Raw genomic sequence first — 17,280 nt, 5'->3', positions numbered from 1 at the left:
GAGGAACTCCGGTTCATTCGGAAACGATGTGGGCTGCGCGCACGACGGTCTCGGTCTTGCGGGCCTCGGTTTGCAGGAAGGATGCGAACGCCTCGGGCGTGCCGCCGCGTTGCGGCAGGATGCCCAGTTCGTCCAGGCGCTTGCGGCCCTCGTCGGAGGCGATCCACTCGTTGGTCGCGTGGTTGAGCGTGTCGACGACGGCGCCGGGCAGGCCGGCGGGGCCGGAGATGGCGTACCAGGTATAGACCTCGAATCCCGGCAGGCTGACCTCGGCGCCATGCGGGACCTCGGGCAGGTTGGGCGAGCGCACGTCGCTGGCGACCGCCAGGGCATGCAGGCGTCCGCTCTGGACGAGCGACAGGTTGGGCGGAATCGTGTCGAAGCCCAGCGCGATCTGGCCGCCCATCAGCCCGTTCGCGGTAGAGGCGGACCCCTTGTACGGGATGTGGTTGAGCTTGATGCCTGCGAGCTGCTGCAGCATTTCGCCGGCGATGTGGCCGGCGGTGCCGATGCCCGGGCTGCCGTAGTTGAGCTCGGACGGATGGGCCTTGGCGTATTTGACGAGATCGTCCATGGTCCGGTACGGCGAGTTGGCCGGAACCAGGACCACGATGGGCGCCTTGCCCATCAGGATCACGGGCGCGAGGTCGCGCAGCGGATTGTATGAAAGCGACTTGAGCGTGTAGAGCGCGGTGACGCCCGGGCCGGGCTGATTGAGCAGGAGCGTGTAGCCGTCGGCCGCCGATTTCGCCACGGCGGCGGCGCCGATGGTGCCCGTGCCGCCCGCCCGGTTGTCGATGACGATGGGCTGGCCCATGCGTTTGTACAGCGCCTCGCCCAGGCTGCGCGCCACCAGGTCCGCGCCGCCGCCGGGCGGGTAGGGCACCACGAGCTTGATCGACCGCGACGGCCACTTTTCCTGCGCGTATGCGGCAGGCGGGCCGGCGAAGGTACAGGCCGCGGCCAGCGCGAGCCATGCGGAGAACCACCGTGTCTTTTTCATCGTGCCTCCTTTGGAATCGATAAGTGGACGGCGCTGCGCCGTCACGCGCGCAGGAATGCCCGGACTGCGTCGGCGACCTCGTCGGCCTTTTCCCACGCCATGCCGAAGCGCGCGCCGGCGATGATCCGCGCCGATTCGAGCCTGCGCAGGCGGGCGCGGTATTCCTCGAGCCGGGACGTGTAGTGGAAGTGTTCGCCCATGAGCAGCAGCGTGTCCTTGTCGAGCCGCTCGAGGCCGCTCCCTACGTCGTAGGCGTTCAGCGCGTCCAGCGCCTGCCAGCGGTTGCGCCCGACCTCGATCTGCGCGCGATTGACGCGGTCCATCCACGATTGGGTCGGCGCGAACGGCGAGTGGGATGGGTCGTGTTCGAGCATGAACTCCAGCGTGCGCGTGACCGGGAAGCCCGAGGCGTCGGCCGGGCGCAGGCCCGACTTGAGCGGCGCATGCACGTCGTGCGCCTGCTTGCGGTCGCGGTAGATCGGACAGTTCAGCAGCACGACGCGCTCCACGTGCGCGGTGTGGCGGATGCCGGTTTCGAGCGCCACGGCGGCGCCCGTGGCTTCGCCCAGCGTGCTGTAGCGCGCGATGCCCAATCCGTTCATGACGTCCTGGACGCAGTCGGCGTAGTCCTGGATGCCGGGCTGGAAATCGATCGGATCCGACATGCCATGGCTCGGGTAGTCGATTGCGACGCTGCGCACGCCTGCTCCCAGCGCCTGCATCAACTCGATCTGCAGCGCGGACGATTGCTGGTTGATGTGGGCGATGGCCAGGGCGGGGGCGTCGCTGCGGCCCATGGTGCGGCAATGGACCTGGCCGAAGCGGGTGTCGATGAGATGCCGGGTGATGTCTGCCATGTTTTGTGTCGTCTCCTCCCCCGGCATCATCGCAACGGCGATTCATAAAAACAATTCGAAAGAATTTATAATTGCATTCCTGACAGGAATGTATTGATGAATCTCGCCGATCTCTACATGTTCGAGCGGATCGCCGAGCTGGGCACGCTGAGCCTCGCCGCGCGCACCGTAGGGCGCACCCAGCCCGCGTTGACCAAGTGCGTGGACCGGCTCGAGGCCGAGTTCGGCGCGCCCTTGCTGCAGCGTAGCGGCCGGCTGCTCAGGCTCACGGAGAGCGGGCAGGTCCTGCTTGCCAGTGCCAAGCGCATGCGCCTGGCATCGGCCCAGGCCAAGCAGCAGATCGCCGATCTCGCTTCCGGCCACGTGGGGGCGGTGCGCATCGGCATCGGCGCGCCGGCGCTCGAACATCTTCTGCCCGGCGTCACCGCGCAACTGCTGCGGCAGACGCCGGGAGCCACGCTGGAGCTGTCCATCGGCACCAGCGACATGCTCGACACGGCGCTGCGGCAGGGCGACATCGACGTGCGGATCGGGCCCGCGCCCACGGTGCTCGACGGTTCGCTGGAGTACCGCTTCCTGTGGCAGGAAGAGTCCGTGATCGCGGCACGGCGCGGCCATGCGCTGGTACGCCGCGGCGTGACGGTCGCCGACCTGGGCGACGCGGGCTGGGCCCTGCCCGAACATTCGATCCCGCCGCGGGAGTGGCTGTACGAACTGCTGCATCGGCACGGGCTGCCGCCGCCCCGCGTGGTGATCAAGGCCAGCCTCATCCAGATCCAGCCGCTGCTGATCGCGGCCACCGACCTGCTGACCGTGGTGTCGCGGCGCAGCCTGGAAGCGACGACCATCGGCACCCAACTGGCCGAAGTGCCGCTGAAAGATACGGTGTTCAAACGGGACTTCGGCGTCTGCTGGCTGCGCGATACCTATCTGTCGCCCGCGACCCGCATCTTGCTCGACATCCTGCAGGAGACCGCGGCGCGGCCGGCCGCCGGTACGGCGGGCCGTATTTCCCCTGAGGGCAGGCCGCGGCGCATGCGGGTAGGCTTGCGTAAGCCGCCGTCCGGCGCAGTGTGAACTTTCCGGGCCGGATACTTGCCTCATGGTTGTACCGTTCAGCAGGAGATGCGTATGTCAGCAGGCGCAGGAGATCTCTACAAGGGCTACTACATCCGTACCATGGCCAAGCCCGTGAACCATCCCAAGGAAGGCATGACGGCGCTTTATGAAGGAGCGGCGACTGTTTCGCTGGATCCCGGAGCGCAATACGATCCGGTGCCCGCCGATATGCACCTGGGCGAAGACCAGGTCTTCGGCACGGAGTTCGAGGCGCACCGCTATGCCGAGAAAGTCGCCAAGCGATATATCGACAAGCTGGAAAAAGGGACCTGACGCGTCTGCATAATCGCCGGAAAACCGGCACGCCGCGGCGTGCCGGCTCCGCATTCGGGCGCAAACGGCGGCAGGCCTGCCGCCGGTACATGCGTGCCATGCGCGGCGATGTAATTATGGGGACAAGGTTTTGTAATTCGTGCGCGCGCCGCGTGCCGAATCGTGAGTTCAAAACCTAGTATTTACCTTGTGAGGGAAAACGATAGGATTATGGTCCGATCGACGGTTTTCCTTCGTAGAAACCCTCGCGCATTTAGTTGATTTTATCAACTTTGTGGCCGATGCGTCGCATTAATGCTGGCGATCGCCGGTGCCGGGGAATGCCCGGCTCGGCAGGCAAGCCAGTATGCGCATAAAACCCTGAGTAAATGATCGGCGCCTTCGGTCAATATGCGTTGTATCCGACGGAAACGAAAACGAGTTGACTAAGCGATCGATGGGCCGCATAGTCGATTTCCTGGTTTCCGGTTCGGCATCGTCGGTGTACGGGGCATTCCATGGTGGGGGGCCCGTCCGGATACCTGTAGTGCTTTTGCGGCACAGCACATATTCAAAACGAAGGAATGCAACATGGCCACAGGCATCGTTAAATGGTTCAACGACGACAAGGGATACGGCTTCATCATGCCGGATGACGGCGGCAAGGATTTGTTCGCGCACTTCTCCGAAATCCAGGCCGAAGGCCGCAAGACCCTGTACGAGAACCAGAAAGTGAGCTTCGAGGCCGTTCAGGGCCCTAAAGGCCCGCAGGCTTCCAAGATCCGCGTGCTGTAAGCCACGACGAATGCATGAAAAACCCCTGCATGCAGGGGTTTTTTATTGGTTGAAGCGAGCTGGTCGGCTCCCATTGGCCTACTCGGGAAATTTCGGTTAGAATCTCGGTCTCGCTTGATGCCTTGCGGCTGACGGCGCAGCGTTCGGTGGTGGCTGTAGCTCAGTTGGTAGAGTCCCGGATTGTGATTCCGGTTGTCGTGGGTTCGAGTCCCATCAGCCACCCCACCTTCATTTCCTCGCTTCCCTGCCAGCGCCCGTTGGCTTACCCTCCGGGAAGCATTTCACGAGCCGTCCGAATCCTAGTGTTGCCTGTAAGGCTCGGCCTTGTTCGCCTGTGCGCGGCCGTTCAGCGGTCCAGCCTCACTTCGAAATACGCGGAATCGACTTGCCCCAGGGAGGAAAAACCTTCCTGCGCAGCCTTGAGTGCGGCCCGCTGCCAGCGCAAGGCCAGCGTTTTTTCTTCTTCCGAGAGGTCGCCAAAGGATTCCTCGGCCCAGTTCCAGGCTTTGTATGCCAGGGCGAGGGCTTCTGATCCCCCCAGGGATTTCTCCAGGGCGCGGGCATAGCGCCGCTCCGCCTGCTGGCGTAGGTCGTCGGGGATCTGCGGGTAGTCTTGGAGAGTGACGGTATACATGCGACTCCATGCAATAACTGTATTTATATACAGTATCCGTCGGATCTCCAGTAAAAATCAAGAGGCGTATTGCCAGTGAAGCGCTGGGCGACCAAGTGCGGCGGGCTAATGCCCCTGCGTCCGCTCCTGCCGCTCCAGGGTTCCGTCCGCGCCGGAGGAGGCGGGGCGCTGGCCCTGTTCGCGCCTGCGCGCGTGGCTCAAGGCGCCCGCCGCCCGGGCTTCGTCCGAAGTGAATTCATGGGCGTTGCCGGACTGGTGGGCGGCGCGGCCGCCGCGAGAGGAAATGGCGCGCTGTTTCTGCGGATCCATCGCGGCAAAGCCTCGGGGGCGTTTCTCGCTCGGTGGCATGAGGGTTTCTCCAAAGAGTGGACACGATTGCCGGCAGGCGTCCCTCTTTCGCAAGCCCCGTGCCCGACCGGCCTCAATGCTGGTCGGTGCCGTCGCCCGCTTCTTCGCCCTGGCACAGGGTGGCAATGACGTTCTGCCAGCCCTTCTTGAACGAAGGATGGGCCTCGTTCAGCGTCGGCTCGACCTGCTGGGCGATGGCCTGCATGACCTGGCGCAATTGCTGCGCGTTGGGATGGGCGGAAATCAGCATGCTGACGACGTTCTGCAGGGCGGTGAGCTGCCCTTTCAGGAATTCGGGATCGGCCACGTTGGCTCCTTGATGATAGGGTTGGAAATCCGCAAAGCGGGTCTGCCTGCATCTTAACGGTTCCCCGCGATCCCGTTTCCTCCAAGGGTTTTTGCCTATGCCTGGATAGGTAGATGTCCCAGTACGGCAGCGCTGACACCGGAGTGCGATTGGTCTACGATTGCCGGACCCAGGAGGGCCATTTGTATGGTTATGGTGATAGATCGCAAGAAGCTGGTGTGTTTCGTCGTTGCCACCAGGAATGCATCCGGCGCGCAGCGCTGGTGCGCGCTGAACGAAGATCGGGAATGGCTGGCCAATCTGGCCGCCGGGCCGGCTGCCGCTGCCGAAAAGGCCGGCGTCTATTGCTGCAACCCCAGCCAGGAACTCCGGCGCGCCGCGGCCCAGGCCCTGGGCGTGGAGGAAGGCAGCGAATTCGTGGTCCACAAGCTGTTCCAATCGTCGGATAGCGACGAATGCGCCGAAGTCATCTCGCGCAAGGTCGCCCTGGTGGACTGACGGCGCCTACCCCGGCCCATCCGTCAGCACGCAGCCGTTTACCGTGGGCAAACCGGCATCCAGTCGGGCGGATGTGCATTCCAGGTAGACCTTGAATCCCCTGGGAAGCGTATCCAGCGCGACCGGCTCGGGGCAATTCGCGCCGCTGCACGCGCCATCGGCTTTCAGGCGGGCGCGCACGGGATGCTCGGGATCGGCGGCCTTGAGGTCCAACTGCAGTTCCGGGCCGTCGGCATGGATTTTCTGCAGGCGCCCGGTGACGATGAACGGGCCGTCCCGGTATTTGTCCAGTTCATCCGGGTCTTGCGATGCGAGCTCGACGAACAACAGTTCGGCGTCGTAGCGCGGCAGCGAGCGGTGCCGGGGCGAGGAGGCGTGGGCCGAGGCTGCCGGTGAAGCGTCGGAGCAGGCCCAGAGCATGGGCAGGATCAGGAATGGTGCGAGCAGGCGGAGCAGCATGGCGGTACGTGAAAATGCGGAGAACCGCATACCTTAACCCCAATTGCCCGCCGGGGCTTTTTCGGCCAGCCTATGTGCCGGCCGCTCGCGCTCTTCCCGAGGGAAGCATGGGCGCGACTTCGGGGCGCACTTCCGTCAGGTTGTTCTGCCGCATATAGTCGTTCATTTCCCGCCAGCCGGTGAAAATCGCCGCCTTGGACATGTGCGGATTGAATGTATAGCAGTCTTCGAGAGCGCGCCCGGCTTGCCGGCAGGCGCCGCCGATCGCGCGTGCGTCGGCATCGCGCTTGGCTTCGATCTGCGAAAGCGGCTGCAGCCCCAGGTAGTCGCAGCCCGCCGCCGCGAGCAGCGCGGCCGCCGCCAGCAGCGGACGGCCGATGCGGCACAGGCCGCCGATGGCCGCGGCGTAAGGACGTGGAGAGGCGGATGTCTGGCTCATAGCCGGTTTATCGGCCCGGGATGGCCAGAACTGTAGGGCCGCACCTCAACTTGGACGCGCTGTTGCCGATAATCGCTGCATGATAGGCCGCATCCCTTCCCATATGCCCGCCGACGGCGCCCCGGGCGACCTGAGCGCGGAAGACCTCGACGCCCTGGAGCGTTCGCTTCTGTTCGCCGGCTGCACGTCCAGCCAGCGCGACGCGGTACGGGGGTTCGCCTATGCCACCCACCTTGCCCATGGCGCGATCCTGCTGCAACCCGGCGACCCCAATTTCTGCGTGTACGTGCTGGTGGAAGGGCAGTTGGCGGCATTCACCGATGCCGACCTGCAGCGCCGCGTGGCGCGCTTCGTGCCGGGCGAATGCCTGGGCGAGCATGCGCTGATCGGGCCCGACGGCGGCAGCGTCTACGTGGCGGCCCAGTGGCCGTCGCGCCTGGTGGCGCTGGATGCACGCAAGCTGCGCGCGGTAATGGAGGCGGCGCCGCGCATCGCGCTCAATGTGCTCGATATGCTGAGCGTACGGCTGCGCGCCGCCAATATTCGCCACGATCCGCAGGAGTCGCCGGCCAGTATCGATTTCATGGCCAATCACGATGCGGTGACGGGGCTCTACAACCGCCGCTGGCTGGACAAGGCCTATCCCGCGGAGCTGGCGCGCTGCGAGCGCGACGGCGAGCCCGTCTGCCTGGCGGTGATCGACATCGACCGGTTCGACAGGCTGCATCAGGCATTGGGCCATGCCGTCGGCGATGCTATTCTGCGCCAGTTGGCCGATCTGACGAGAAATCTGCTGCCTTCCTGGGACATGCTGGCGCGCCTGGCGGGCGACCGCTTCGCCGTCCTCGTACCCGCGAGCCTGCGCGATACGGTGGCCATGTGCGAGCGCCTGCGCCTGCACGTCTCGGGGCGCCAGTTCGCGCTGCGCGGGCAGATCGCGACGCAGATGACCTTGTCGATCGGGGTGGCTCAGGCCAGGAGCGATTTCGCCGATACGCTCGCCCGGGCGCTGCAGGCGCTCGAGCGCGCCAAGGAGCGCGGACGCAACGCCGTCGAACCCGTGCCGGACTGAGGGTGGAGGTATTTTTTCATACGCCATGCGCGAAGGAGTGGTGCCATGCAAAGTCCGGGTCCCGAGTTCGACAGTCTCCTGCCTCCCCTCGTCCTGAACCGGCGGGGATTCATCACGACTTCGCTGGCCAGCGGGTTCGCGCTGGCCGCCGGTCCGATCGCGGCCCAGACCGTGGTCCGCACCGACGACCAGGGACTGGTCGCGGGCGAGGTCCGCATTCCGGTCGAGGGCGGGGAGATTCCCGCCTATCGCGCGATGCCGGCAGGCAGGAAGCAGGCGCCGGTCATCCTGGTCGTGCACGAGATCTTCGGCGTGCACGAGTACATCAAGGACGTTTGCCGCCGCTGGGCCAAGGCGGGCTATCTGGCCGTCGCGCCGCAGCTTTACGCCCGCCAGGGCGATCCGTCGCAGTACCAGGAGATTCCGCGCCTGATGTCCGAAGTGGTCGCCAAGGCGCCCGACGAGCAGGTAATGGCCGATCTGGACGCTACGGCGCGCTGGGCCGCCGGCCACGGCGGCAGCCGCACCCGCCTGGGCGTGACGGGTTTTTGCTGGGGCGGCCGCGTGGTGTGGCTTTATGCGGCCCATAACCCCGCGGTCAAGGCGGGGGCGGCGTTCTACGGCCCGCTCACGCCCAAGCCGACGGCGCTGCAGCCGCTTGCTCCGGTCGATGTGGCGGCGCAGTTGAAGGCGCCCGTGCTCGGGCTCTATGGCGGGCAGGATGCCGGTATTCCGCTGACCTCGGTCAATGCCATGAAAGATGCGCTGGCCAAGGGCAGCCCGGCAGCGCGTGCGTCGACCTTCGTGCTGTTCCGCAACGCGCCGCACGGTTTCCATGCGGATTACCGTCCCAGCTATCGCGATGCCGAGGCCAAGGAGGCCTGGACGCTGGCCCGGGACTGGTTCGCGCAGCGTCTGTGAGCGCCGGTTTGCCGGTCGGGACGGCCGAGGACGCACCGCGGCAGCCGCTCTGGCTGGTGCTGGACGCCTGCGTGCTGATGTCGAGCATCCTGCGGCCGCTGTTGCTGGACATGGCGGAGCAGGGCTGGTTCCGCCCGGTCTGGAGCGCACGGATAGGCCTCGAGTGGCGGCGCAATGCGGCGCGCGTCTGGGGCGTAGGCGTCGAGGTGCTGGAGGCGCAATGGGCCGCACTGGAACAGCGCTTTCCCGACGCGGATGCGGGCGACGTGGCGCTTTACGAAGCCAGCCTGCGCTACGGCGACCCCAAGGACAGGCACGTCGTGGCCGCGGGCCTGGCGCGCCGCGCGCGGGCCGCGCTGCAGCAGCGGCCTTGCGTGCGGGTGCTGACCTGGAATCTGAAGGACTTCGACCGTGCCGAATTGCGCCGCCAGGACATGTCGGTCTGGGACCCGGACCGGCAATTGGCGGACTGGGCGGCTCAGGATCCCGCCGGCGTGGCCGCCGCGCTGGCCGGGGTGCCGGCCTATGCCCGGCTGCTCGAGCGCGACGAGCCGGTAATGGCGACCCTGCGGCGCGAGCGGCTGTTCCGGACCTGCCGCCTGCTGGCTGAGCACCTGGAACCGCAACCCCAGGAATAGAGCGCCGGTTTGCCCGTCGGCGCAGGCGCGCAGTTCGGATTTTTCGGGAAGTTACGTATACTCCTGTTTCTGCAACTGAGTTTCACGAGCATCCCGTGACCCTAACCTACATCCTGCTTGCCACGCTGGCGAGCGGTGTCCTCTCGGTCGTCGTGGCCGGCTGGCTGGCTTTCCGGTATTTCGCCCGCCATCTTCACCAAATGATCAGCTTTTCCGTGGGGGTGATGCTCTCGGTGGCGCTGCTGCACACGCTGCCCGAGGCCTTCGAGTCGCAGGCCGATACGCGCGTGCTGTTCGCCCTGCTGCTGGCGGGGCTGCTGGGTTTCTTCATGCTCGAGAAGCTGGCCGTGCTGCGCCACAATCACCACCATGAGCACGACGGCCATGGACATCCGCCGGGCCACGATGCGCACGAGGCGGGGCGGGGCGGCCTGGCCGTGCTGGTGGGCGACGGCCTGCACAACTTCTGCGACGGCATCGTCATCGCCGCGGCTTTCCTGGCCGATCCCATGCTGGGAGTGCTGACGACGGTGACCATCGCGGCCCACGAGATCCCGCAGGAACTCGGCGATTTCATCGTTCTGGTCAATGCGGGCTTTACGCGCAAGCGGGCCTTGTTCTTCAACGTGCTGTCCAGCCTGACCGCGGTCGTGGGTGGCGTGGTGGGCTATGCCTTGCTGGCCGGCTCGCAGCAATGGCTGCCCTATGTGCTGACCCTGGCGGCCAGCAGCTTCATCTATATCGCGGTGGCCGATCTGATGCCGCAGATGCAGCGCCGCGCCACGCTGCGCGACAGCTTGCCGCAATTCGCGCTGATCGTGACGGGCGTGGCGGCCGTCTGGCTGATCAATTCGGCATTCCACAAACACGTCCACGCGATGGAGGCCCGGGCCGGGGCGCCGGCGGCGCAGGTCGAGGCCGCAGGCGGGCATCGCCACTGACGGGCCATGCGCCGGATAGCCTACTCCCGGCCTTCCGCCTCGTCGTCCTCTTCCACGGGCCGGGCCGCGCCGCCGGTGCGCGTCGGATAGGCGGCCGAGGCGACCAGGTGGCTGTTGATGCGGCGAAGGTCGCGCAGGACGTCCAGGTGCAGCGCGCTGGTTTCCGCGGTATCCACGCGGCCGCTGCGCAAGCGTTCGAAATGGGCTTGCGTGGCCCGGCTTTCCAGGTTCCGGAAGGTTTCTTTTTCCGCCGCGAGCAAGCGCGCCGCGCGCTCGTCGGTGGTGACGAACAGCGATGCCGCCAGGCGCAGGTTGACTTCGAGCCTGCCGTGCATGTCGTCCAGTTCCCGCTTGCCTTCGGGCGAGAAAGTCAGGCCGCGCTTGTTGAGCTTGCCGATGTCGTTGAGCAGGTTCTTGTCGATCACGTCGCCGGCGTGTTCCAGGTTGGTGATGAAGGCCAGAATTTCGTCGGCGCGCTGCCCGTCCTCGGCCGTCATGTCGTCCTGTTCCAGGCTGGCCACGTAGGTCTTGATGGCGCTGTTGAGCCGGTCCAGCACGTCGTCCAGCCGGCGCGCCTCGGCGATGCGCTTGCGGTCGGCCTTGGCCAGCGCTTGGCGCGAATGATGCAGCATGGCTTGCAGCGTGTCGGCCATGCGCAGCGCCTCGCGCGCGGCATTGCCCAGCGCCACCACGGGCAGGCTGCGCGCGGCGCTGTCCAGGTAGAGGGGATGGCCGGCGTCGGCCGACGGCCGGGCCGGCAGCCAGCGCCGCAGCAATGCGGCGTAGGGCGTGAGCAGCGGCAGGAACACCGCGGCCAGCACCAGATTGAAAATGGTGTGGAAGTTGGCCACCGCGCGGGCGTTGTCGCCGGCCAGTTCGCCCATCCAGGGATGGACGTGGCGCAGCAAGGCCAGGCCGATGACCACCCCCACTGCGCGGGTCAGCAGGTTGCCCAGCGGCAGCCGGCGTGCCTGCGGGTCGTTCTTGGCCGAGCCTTCCAGCAGGGGATTGACGGCGGTGCCGAGATTGGCGCCCAGGACCAGCGCGAACGCCACGTCCAGCGGCAGCAGCCCCTGGGCGGAGAAAGACATGGTCAGCACGACCACCGCCACGCTGGAATGGGCCGCCCAGGCGAGCAGGGCGGACAGGATGATGGCCAGGCCCGGCTGGCCCGAGAGCGCGGCCAGCGCCGTTTTCAGCGCGGGCAGGTCGCGGTAGGGCTGGAGTTCAGACATCAGCAGGTGCAGGCCGAGCAGCAGCAGGCCCAGGCCGATGAACACGCGCCCCAGATCGCGCACGTGAGTGGCGTTGCCGCGCCGGAACATGAGCACGCCGACCAGGACCAGCACCGGCGCGATGCGCACGATGTCGAAGGAAAGGATCTGCACGATCAGCGTGGTGCCGACGTTGGCGCCGAGCATCGCGCCCAGCGCGGGCACCAGCCCGACCAGGCCGCTGGCGGCGAACCCCGCCACGATCAGGCCGGTGGCCGTGCTGCTCTGGAGAATGGCGGTTACGCCCAGCCCGGCGAAAAAGGCATATACGCGGTTGCCCAGCGCCACGCCCAGGATCGTGCGCAGGCGCGGCCCGAAAGCACGCTGGATGCCGGTTTGCACCATATGCACGCCCCATAGCAGCAGGGCGACGTAGCCGGCGATGTCGAGCAGCGTGAGATAGCCGTTCATGCCGTCAACGCCCGCTGGAGGGACGATGGACGTCGTGCGTGACGAAGGGATGCTCGGCGCTGGGCAGGTCCAGCCAGGAAGGATGGGCCAGGGTGCGGCGGATGTCGGTCAGGCCGCCGCTCCAGCGTTCTTCCATGCCCAGGCGGCCGAACTGGTAGTCCTTGTAGGGCGCCTCGGACTTGTCGCCGCGGTAGATCAGGTGGATCACGTTGATGCGCCGGTCGCTGGCCAGTTCGCAGGCGCGCTTCATCCAGGGCTCGCCGTCGTGGCCGGCCGGCATGTGCTTGAGCATCTCGCGCAGCAGGCCCCGGTATTCCTGGACGTCGCGCATATAGTCGGTGACCAGGCGGGTGCGGCTGGAATACTGGATGTCCTTCTGGCGGATCGGCACCTCGGCCAGGTTGCCCGGCAACTGGCCGTGCGCGCTCCACAGGTCGACCTGGAAGATCAGCGCATAGCGCTCGGGGTTGGATTGCAGGATTTTGTAGAGCGGGGTATTCGAGACGATGCCGCCGTCCCAGTAGTATTCGCCGTCGATCTGCACCGGGGCGAAGCCGGGGGGCAGCGCGGCCGAGGCCATGATGTGGTCGGCGGTGAGCGGCTGCTCGGTGTTGTCGAAGTACGCGAAGTTGCCCGTCTGCACATTGACTGCGCCTACCGAGACCCGCATGGCGCCCGAATTGAGCAGTTCGAAGTCGACGAATTCCTCGAGCGTGCGTTTGAGCGGGCCGCTGTCGTAGACGCTGGCGGTCTCCGGATTGTGCAGCAGCGGCCACGAGGGAACCAGCCGCGGCACGAAGAAGCCGTTCTGCCCTTCGAGCACCGCGCGCCACGCTTCCCAGGCGCTGACCGCCGTGCCGGCGGGGGCCGGGAGCATGGCCAGGGTGTCGCGCAGCGCATCGACCGGCGTGGGCGGCAGCAGCGGCGGCTGGCAGATGTGCTCCCAGAAGCGCCGCACCTGCTCGACGCGGCGCTCGGGCGGATTGCCGGCGATGATCGCCGCGTTGATCGCGCCGATGGAAATGCCGGCGATCCAGTCCGGTTGCAGGCCCGCCTCGGCCAGGCCCTCGTAGATGCCCCCCTGGTAGGAGCCCAGCGCTCCTCCGCCTTGCAGCACCAGAGCAACCGTGTCATAGCCGCGCGTCCCGCGGTCGGAGTCGTTTCCCGTCATGCGTATCCGCTATTCATACCTGCAACGCTACAAAGTGCGCTGAATCAAACCAAGGGCACAGCGGATCCGGCTCCGCCGGTCCGCAAGTAGAGCCCCTGGGCCCGGCGCCGGGCCGCCCCAAGGCGGGCCCAGGCCCCCTCGGGGGGCTGCCGCGTAGCGGCTGGGGGCTCACCATACTGGGCGCGCGTAAGCGCGTACGGGGACCTATTAGTGCATGTACCAGCCGTGGCTGACGACGAAGGACTGGCCCGTGAAGGCCGCCGTCGGGAACGTGGAGAGGAACAGCACGGTCTGCGCGACGTCCTGCAGCGTGGTGAATTCGCCGTCGACCGTGTTGCCCAGCATCACTTTCTTGATGACTTCATCTTCGCTGATGCCGAGTTCCTCGGCCTGTTCGGGAATCTGCTTCTCGACCAGCGGCGTGCGCACGAAGCCGGGGCAGACCACGTGCGAACGCACGTTGTGCGGAGCGCCTTCCTTGGCGAGCACGCGCGCCAGCCCGAGCAGGCCGTGCTTGGCGGTGACGTAGGCGGCCTTGAGCGGCGAGGCCAGGTGCGAGTGCACCGAGCCGGTGTAGATGACGATGCCGCCGCGGTCGTCCTTGTACATGTGCTTGAGGGCGGCCTTGGTGGTGAGGAAAGCGCCGTCCACGTGGATGGCCATCACCCTTTTCCAGTCGGCGTAGGCGAACTGGTCGATCGGGTTGACGACCTGGATGCCGGCGTTGGACACCAGGATGTCCACGCTGCCGAACGTATCGACCACGCGCTGCGTGCCTTGCTCGACGGCCGCCTCGTCGGTTACGTCGAAGTCCACCGCCATGGCCTGGCAGCCCTTGAGCTTGAGATCCTCGGCCACGGCCTGCGCGGCAGCGAGATTGATGTCGGCGATGGCGACCGCGGCGCCTGCGGCGGCCAGCGCGTCGGCGATCTCTTTGCCGATGCCGCTGGCGGCGCCGGTGACGAGGGCGACTTTTCCTTGGAGCTGCATGAAGTGGTCCTTCGATGGAGAAATGGAAACGGTGCGATCAGGGCATCAGCGCCTGCGCGAGCAACTGGTAGCTGCGCACCCGGTACGGGTGATGGTGGATCTGCGAGGTGACCATGATTTCGTCGGCCAGGGTCTCGTCGGCCAGCGTGCCGATGGCGGCGTGCAGCGCCTGCGGCGTGCCGATGTGGATGCGGGTGCGGTTGTACTGGCGCAGCGCTTCCTCTTCGGGCTGGTAGACATAGGCCAGGGCTTCTTCCACGCTGGGCAGCGGATGGCGCGTGCGCCCGGTGCGCGTGCGCATCATGCTGAGGTCTGCCGTGGCGGCCAGGCGCTCGGCCTCGTCCTCTTCGGGGGCGCAGATGGCCGAGACGGCGAGGATGGCGCGCGGCTCGTGGCCGAACGGGGAGGCGCGGAATTCCTCGCGGTACAGGCGCATGGCGGCGTGCGCGTTCTCCGGCACGATGTGGTGCGCGTAGGCGAAGCCGAAGCCGTTGACGGCGGCCACGCGCGCGCCGTACAGGCTGGAGCCCAGTATCCAGATGGGCGGGCAGGGCACGCCCACGGGGGTGGCGCGCACGCGGGCATGGGGATGACCGTCGGGCATGACGTCTTTCAGATAGCCGACCAGGTCGGCCAGTTGCCCGGGGAAATCGTCGGCGCCCGCCGCGCCGCGGCGCAGCGCGCTGGCGGTCACGGGGTCGGTGCCGGGCGCGCGTCCGAGCCCGAGGTCGATGCGGCCCGGAAACATGGCTTCCAGCACCCGGAACACCTCGGCGACCTTGAGCGGGCTGTGATTGGGCAGCATGGTGCCGCCCGAACCCACGCGCAGCGTCGTGGTCGCGGCGGCGATCCGCGTGATCAGCAGCTCGGGCGCCGAGCACGCCAGCATGCCGGTATTGTGGTGCTCGGCCAGCCAGTAGCGGTGGTAGCCGGCCGCTTCGGCGTGGCGGGCGAGATCCACGCTGTTGGCCAGGGCGTCGGTGGGAGTGTGGCCGGCGGGGATGGGGCTCAGATCGAGGACGGACAGCTTGCGGGGCATGGGCATGGACGGCAATAAGGACCCCCAAGTGTGAACCCGCTGGCGCTTTGCCGCAAGCCAGCATGGCCGGCCCGCCCGCAAACGGGCCCCGTGGGCCCGCCTTCCGGCGCTAGCCGCCGCGCCTCGAAAGCACCAGCGTGCGCCAGGTCGAGGCCAGGCCGGCCGACGCGATCAACAGCATGCCCAGCCATGCTATCCCGTCGGGCTGGTCGGCCCAGAACAGGTAGCCGAGCAGGATGGAAAAGGGAATGGTGCTGTATTGCAGCACGGACGAGAGCGCCGCCGAGCCGCGGCTGAAGGCGCGGGTCATGGCGAATTGTCCGAGCAGGCCGCTGATGCCCACGCCCATCAGGGTGCTCCAGCCATAGGGCGACAGCGGCGTCCAGCCCGAGGCGAGCGTGGCGAGGCCGCCGGTCAGCGTCGTGGACAGCGCGAAGAACAGCACGATGCGCCATTCCGGCTCGCCGGCCCGGCCCAGCGAGCGCACCTGCAGGACCGCGATCGAGGTCAGGCAGCCCGCGCCCAGGCCGAGCAGGGCCGGCAGCCACTGCGAGTGGTCCAGCGTGGGCCGCAGGATGGCGATGACGCCGGCGAATCCGGCAATCACCGCCAGGGTGCGCAGCCGGTCGGTAGCGTCGCGCGCCTGCCAGATCATCCATCCGGCCACGAATAGCGGCGAGGTGTAGTTCAGCGTGACGGCCGTGGCCAGCGGCAGCCTGCTCATCGCGAAGAAAGACAGCCAGATCGAGCCCACGCCGGCGATGTTGCGCATGATGTGCAGGCGCCAGGTGGGCGGCACGATCTGGCGCCGCGTGGCGCAGGCCCAGGCGAGGATGCCCACGGCGGTGGGCAGGCCGCGGAACAGGATGATCTGCGCCAGCGAGGCCTGATCGGCGGAGAGCTTCACGAACATGCCCATGATCGCGAACATCAGCGAGGCGAACAGCATCCAGAGTGCTTGCATGGAAGGCGACGGGCCGGGGTGTGGACGGCTGGATTGTAGCGCTGGGCATAGGCGGCATTTCCCTTGAAATGGCCGCCCCGGCTACCATATAGGCCTGACCGGGAAACGGGTATCCAGGCTTGCGGTCCGTTCTGCGGCGGACCGCGGGAACTTTCGGGTATCCGCTGCCGTCACATGCGGCGCCGCGCGGGGCGGTTCCCGGAAAGCCGAGGGGAAACCACCCCGGAACAAATCAAAAGTATTCGGAGCTTCAAGCCCTCATGAAACGCATCATGCTATTTCTCGCGACCAACGTCGCCGTCATGCTGGTATTGACGGCGACGCTGAGTCTATTCGGCGTCAACCGTTTCCTCACCGCCAACGGGCTGGACATCCAGCAATTGGCGATTTTCTCGCTGATCGTCGGTTTCACGGGCGCCACCATCTCGCTGCTGATGAGCAAGCCGATGGCCAAGATGAGCACGGGCGCGCGGGTGATCGATCCGCAGGCGCCCGGCAGCGCGGAAGAACAATGGCTGGTCGATACGGTGCACCAGCTTGCCGACCGGGCCGGCATCGGCCGCCCGGAAGTGGCGATCTACGAGGGCGAGCCCAATGCCTTCGCCACCGGCGCCTTCAAGAACGACGCGCTGGTCGCGGTGTCCACCGGCCTGCTGCGCGGCATGACCGAAGAAGAAGTCAGCGCGGTGCTGGGACACGAAGTGGCGCACATCGCCAATGGCGACATGATCACGCTCACGTTGATCCAGGGCGTCGTCAACACCTTCGTGGTGTTCCTGGCGCGCGTGGTGGGCTACTTTGTCGACCGCATGGTGCTCAAGAACGAACGCGGCGGCGGCATCGGCTATTTCGCCACGGTCATCGTCTGTGAACTGGTCTTCGGCATCCTGGCCTCCGTCATCGTCGCCTGGTTCTCGCGCCAGCGCGAATACCGCGCCGATGCCGGCTCGGCCTACCTGCTGGGCGCGCGCGAGCCGATGATCCGCGCGCTGGCCCGCCTGGGCGGCATGGCGCCGGGCGAACTGCCCAAGAGCTTCGAGGCCTCCGGCATTTCCGGTGGCAAGAGCGGACTGGGCGCCCTGTTCGCCTCGCACCCCCCCATCGAAGACCGCATCCGCGCCTTGATGGCTGCGGGGGGCAAGAGGTAG

Annotated in this window: 21 protein-coding genes and 1 tRNA gene; 10 read left to right on the top strand and 12 right to left on the bottom strand. The window is 66.8% G+C overall.

Annotated elements, in window-relative coordinates; genetic code table 11:
• Positions 1 to 13 precede the first annotated feature (13 nt).
• Positions 14 to 1,003, bottom strand: coding sequence for a Bug family tripartite tricarboxylate transporter substrate binding protein (locus tag PIGHUM_RS17265; protein ID WP_124080835.1), 990 nt, complete (start codon positions 1,001 to 1,003; stop codon positions 14 to 16).
• A gap of 41 nt (positions 1,004 to 1,044) precedes the next feature.
• Positions 1,045 to 1,860: an alpha/beta fold hydrolase gene (locus PIGHUM_RS17260; RefSeq protein WP_160142328.1), complete on the bottom strand. Its 816-nt coding sequence runs from the start codon at positions 1,858 to 1,860 to the stop codon at positions 1,045 to 1,047.
• Positions 1,861 to 1,956: 96 nt separating this feature from the next.
• On the opposite strand from PIGHUM_RS17260, the gene PIGHUM_RS17255 reads away from it, so the two are divergent.
• From PIGHUM_RS17255 to PIGHUM_RS17240, 4 genes are all read left to right on the top strand, one after another.
• Positions 1,957 to 2,937, top strand: coding sequence for a LysR family transcriptional regulator (locus tag PIGHUM_RS17255; protein ID WP_124080833.1), 981 nt, complete (start codon positions 1,957 to 1,959; stop codon positions 2,935 to 2,937).
• Between the two features lie 54 nt (positions 2,938 to 2,991).
• Positions 2,992 to 3,252 carry a hypothetical protein gene (locus PIGHUM_RS17250; RefSeq protein WP_124080832.1) on the top strand — a complete coding sequence of 87 codons (261 nt, stop codon included), beginning with the start codon at positions 2,992 to 2,994 and terminating at the stop codon, positions 3,250 to 3,252.
• Positions 3,253 to 3,822: 570 nt separating this feature from the next.
• Complete coding sequence (locus PIGHUM_RS17245; protein WP_087780849.1) at positions 3,823 to 4,026, top strand: cold-shock protein; 204 nt, start codon at positions 3,823 to 3,825, stop codon at positions 4,024 to 4,026.
• Positions 4,027 to 4,175: 149 nt separating this feature from the next.
• A tRNA-His gene (locus PIGHUM_RS17240) sits at positions 4,176 to 4,251 on the top strand.
• Positions 4,252 to 4,372: 121 nt separating this feature from the next.
• On the opposite strand, the gene PIGHUM_RS17235 is transcribed toward PIGHUM_RS17240, so the two are convergent.
• The 3 genes from PIGHUM_RS17235 to PIGHUM_RS17225 all read right to left on the bottom strand — a co-directional run bounded on the left by PIGHUM_RS17235 (position 4,373) and on the right by PIGHUM_RS17225 (position 5,315).
• Positions 4,373 to 4,660 carry a hypothetical protein gene (locus tag PIGHUM_RS17235; RefSeq protein ID WP_124080831.1) on the bottom strand — a complete coding sequence of 96 codons (288 nt, stop codon included), beginning with the start codon at positions 4,658 to 4,660 and terminating at the stop codon, positions 4,373 to 4,375.
• A gap of 105 nt (positions 4,661 to 4,765) precedes the next feature.
• On the bottom strand, positions 4,766 to 5,008 hold the full coding sequence (locus PIGHUM_RS24370; RefSeq protein ID WP_124080830.1) for a KGG domain-containing protein: 243 nt from the start codon (positions 5,006 to 5,008) through the stop codon (positions 4,766 to 4,768).
• Between the two features lie 73 nt (positions 5,009 to 5,081).
• Complete coding sequence (locus PIGHUM_RS17225; RefSeq protein WP_124080829.1) at positions 5,082 to 5,315, bottom strand: hypothetical protein; 234 nt, start codon at positions 5,313 to 5,315, stop codon at positions 5,082 to 5,084.
• 186 nt (positions 5,316 to 5,501) lie between these two features.
• Here PIGHUM_RS17225 and PIGHUM_RS17220 point away from each other — a divergent pair, with 186 nt between their 5' ends.
• Positions 5,502 to 5,813 (top strand): hypothetical protein, encoded by a 312-nt coding sequence (locus tag PIGHUM_RS17220; protein WP_124080828.1) that lies wholly within the window; start codon positions 5,502 to 5,504, stop codon positions 5,811 to 5,813.
• Positions 5,814 to 5,819: 6 nt separating this feature from the next.
• Here the strand turns inward: PIGHUM_RS17220 and PIGHUM_RS17215 are convergent, their stop codons facing one another.
• Positions 5,820 to 6,272 (bottom strand): hypothetical protein, encoded by a 453-nt coding sequence (locus PIGHUM_RS17215; protein ID WP_124080827.1) that lies wholly within the window; start codon positions 6,270 to 6,272, stop codon positions 5,820 to 5,822.
• A gap of 70 nt (positions 6,273 to 6,342) precedes the next feature.
• Positions 6,343 to 6,711 carry a hypothetical protein gene (locus tag PIGHUM_RS17210; RefSeq protein ID WP_124080825.1) on the bottom strand — a complete coding sequence of 123 codons (369 nt, stop codon included), beginning with the start codon at positions 6,709 to 6,711 and terminating at the stop codon, positions 6,343 to 6,345.
• A 79-nt stretch (positions 6,712 to 6,790) separates the two neighbouring features.
• Between PIGHUM_RS17210 and PIGHUM_RS17205 the strand changes: the two genes are divergently transcribed.
• From PIGHUM_RS17205 to PIGHUM_RS17190, 4 genes are all read left to right on the top strand, one after another.
• A complete protein-coding gene (locus PIGHUM_RS17205) occupies positions 6,791 to 7,783 on the top strand; it encodes a GGDEF domain-containing protein (protein WP_124080823.1) in 993 nt (330 codons plus the stop codon).
• Positions 7,784 to 7,828: 45 nt separating this feature from the next.
• On the top strand, positions 7,829 to 8,704 hold the full coding sequence (locus tag PIGHUM_RS17200) for a dienelactone hydrolase family protein (protein WP_124080821.1): 876 nt from the start codon (positions 7,829 to 7,831) through the stop codon (positions 8,702 to 8,704).
• Between the two features lie 77 nt (positions 8,705 to 8,781).
• Complete coding sequence (locus PIGHUM_RS17195; RefSeq protein WP_246013288.1) at positions 8,782 to 9,342, top strand: PIN domain-containing protein; 561 nt, start codon at positions 8,782 to 8,784, stop codon at positions 9,340 to 9,342.
• 95 nt (positions 9,343 to 9,437) lie between these two features.
• Complete coding sequence (locus tag PIGHUM_RS17190) at positions 9,438 to 10,283, top strand: ZIP family metal transporter (RefSeq protein WP_124080818.1); 846 nt, start codon at positions 9,438 to 9,440, stop codon at positions 10,281 to 10,283.
• Between the two features lie 20 nt (positions 10,284 to 10,303).
• On the opposite strand, the gene PIGHUM_RS17185 is transcribed toward PIGHUM_RS17190, so the two are convergent.
• The 5 genes from PIGHUM_RS17185 to PIGHUM_RS17165 all read right to left on the bottom strand — a co-directional run bounded on the left by PIGHUM_RS17185 (position 10,304) and on the right by PIGHUM_RS17165 (position 16,132).
• The gene (locus PIGHUM_RS17185) at positions 10,304 to 11,968 is read right to left on the bottom strand and encodes a Na/Pi cotransporter family protein (protein ID WP_124080816.1); all 1,665 of its coding nucleotides are present in this window, start codon (positions 11,966 to 11,968) and stop codon (positions 10,304 to 10,306) included.
• 4 nt (positions 11,969 to 11,972) lie between these two features.
• Positions 11,973 to 13,139, bottom strand: coding sequence for a patatin-like phospholipase family protein (locus PIGHUM_RS17180; RefSeq protein WP_124080814.1), 1,167 nt, complete (start codon positions 13,137 to 13,139; stop codon positions 11,973 to 11,975).
• 207 nt (positions 13,140 to 13,346) lie between these two features.
• On the bottom strand, positions 13,347 to 14,129 hold the full coding sequence (locus tag PIGHUM_RS17175; protein ID WP_124080812.1) for a 3-hydroxybutyrate dehydrogenase: 783 nt from the start codon (positions 14,127 to 14,129) through the stop codon (positions 13,347 to 13,349).
• A 37-nt stretch (positions 14,130 to 14,166) separates the two neighbouring features.
• Positions 14,167 to 15,168, bottom strand: coding sequence for an LLM class flavin-dependent oxidoreductase (locus tag PIGHUM_RS17170; protein WP_124080810.1), 1,002 nt, complete (start codon positions 15,166 to 15,168; stop codon positions 14,167 to 14,169).
• Between the two features lie 109 nt (positions 15,169 to 15,277).
• On the bottom strand, positions 15,278 to 16,132 hold the full coding sequence (locus PIGHUM_RS17165) for a DMT family transporter (protein WP_124080808.1): 855 nt from the start codon (positions 16,130 to 16,132) through the stop codon (positions 15,278 to 15,280).
• A gap of 260 nt (positions 16,133 to 16,392) precedes the next feature.
• On the opposite strand from PIGHUM_RS17165, the gene htpX reads away from it, so the two are divergent.
• The gene (gene htpX / locus PIGHUM_RS17160) at positions 16,393 to 17,280 is read left to right on the top strand and encodes a protease HtpX (protein WP_124080806.1); all 888 of its coding nucleotides are present in this window, start codon (positions 16,393 to 16,395) and stop codon (positions 17,278 to 17,280) included.

The sequence above is a fragment of the Pigmentiphaga humi genome (assembly GCF_900606115.1).
Lineage (GTDB): Bacteria > Pseudomonadota > Gammaproteobacteria > Burkholderiales > Burkholderiaceae_B > Pigmentiphaga > Pigmentiphaga humi.
The sequence above is the reverse complement of the archived record's forward strand: the minus strand, read 5'-3'. Positions and strand labels throughout refer to the sequence as shown.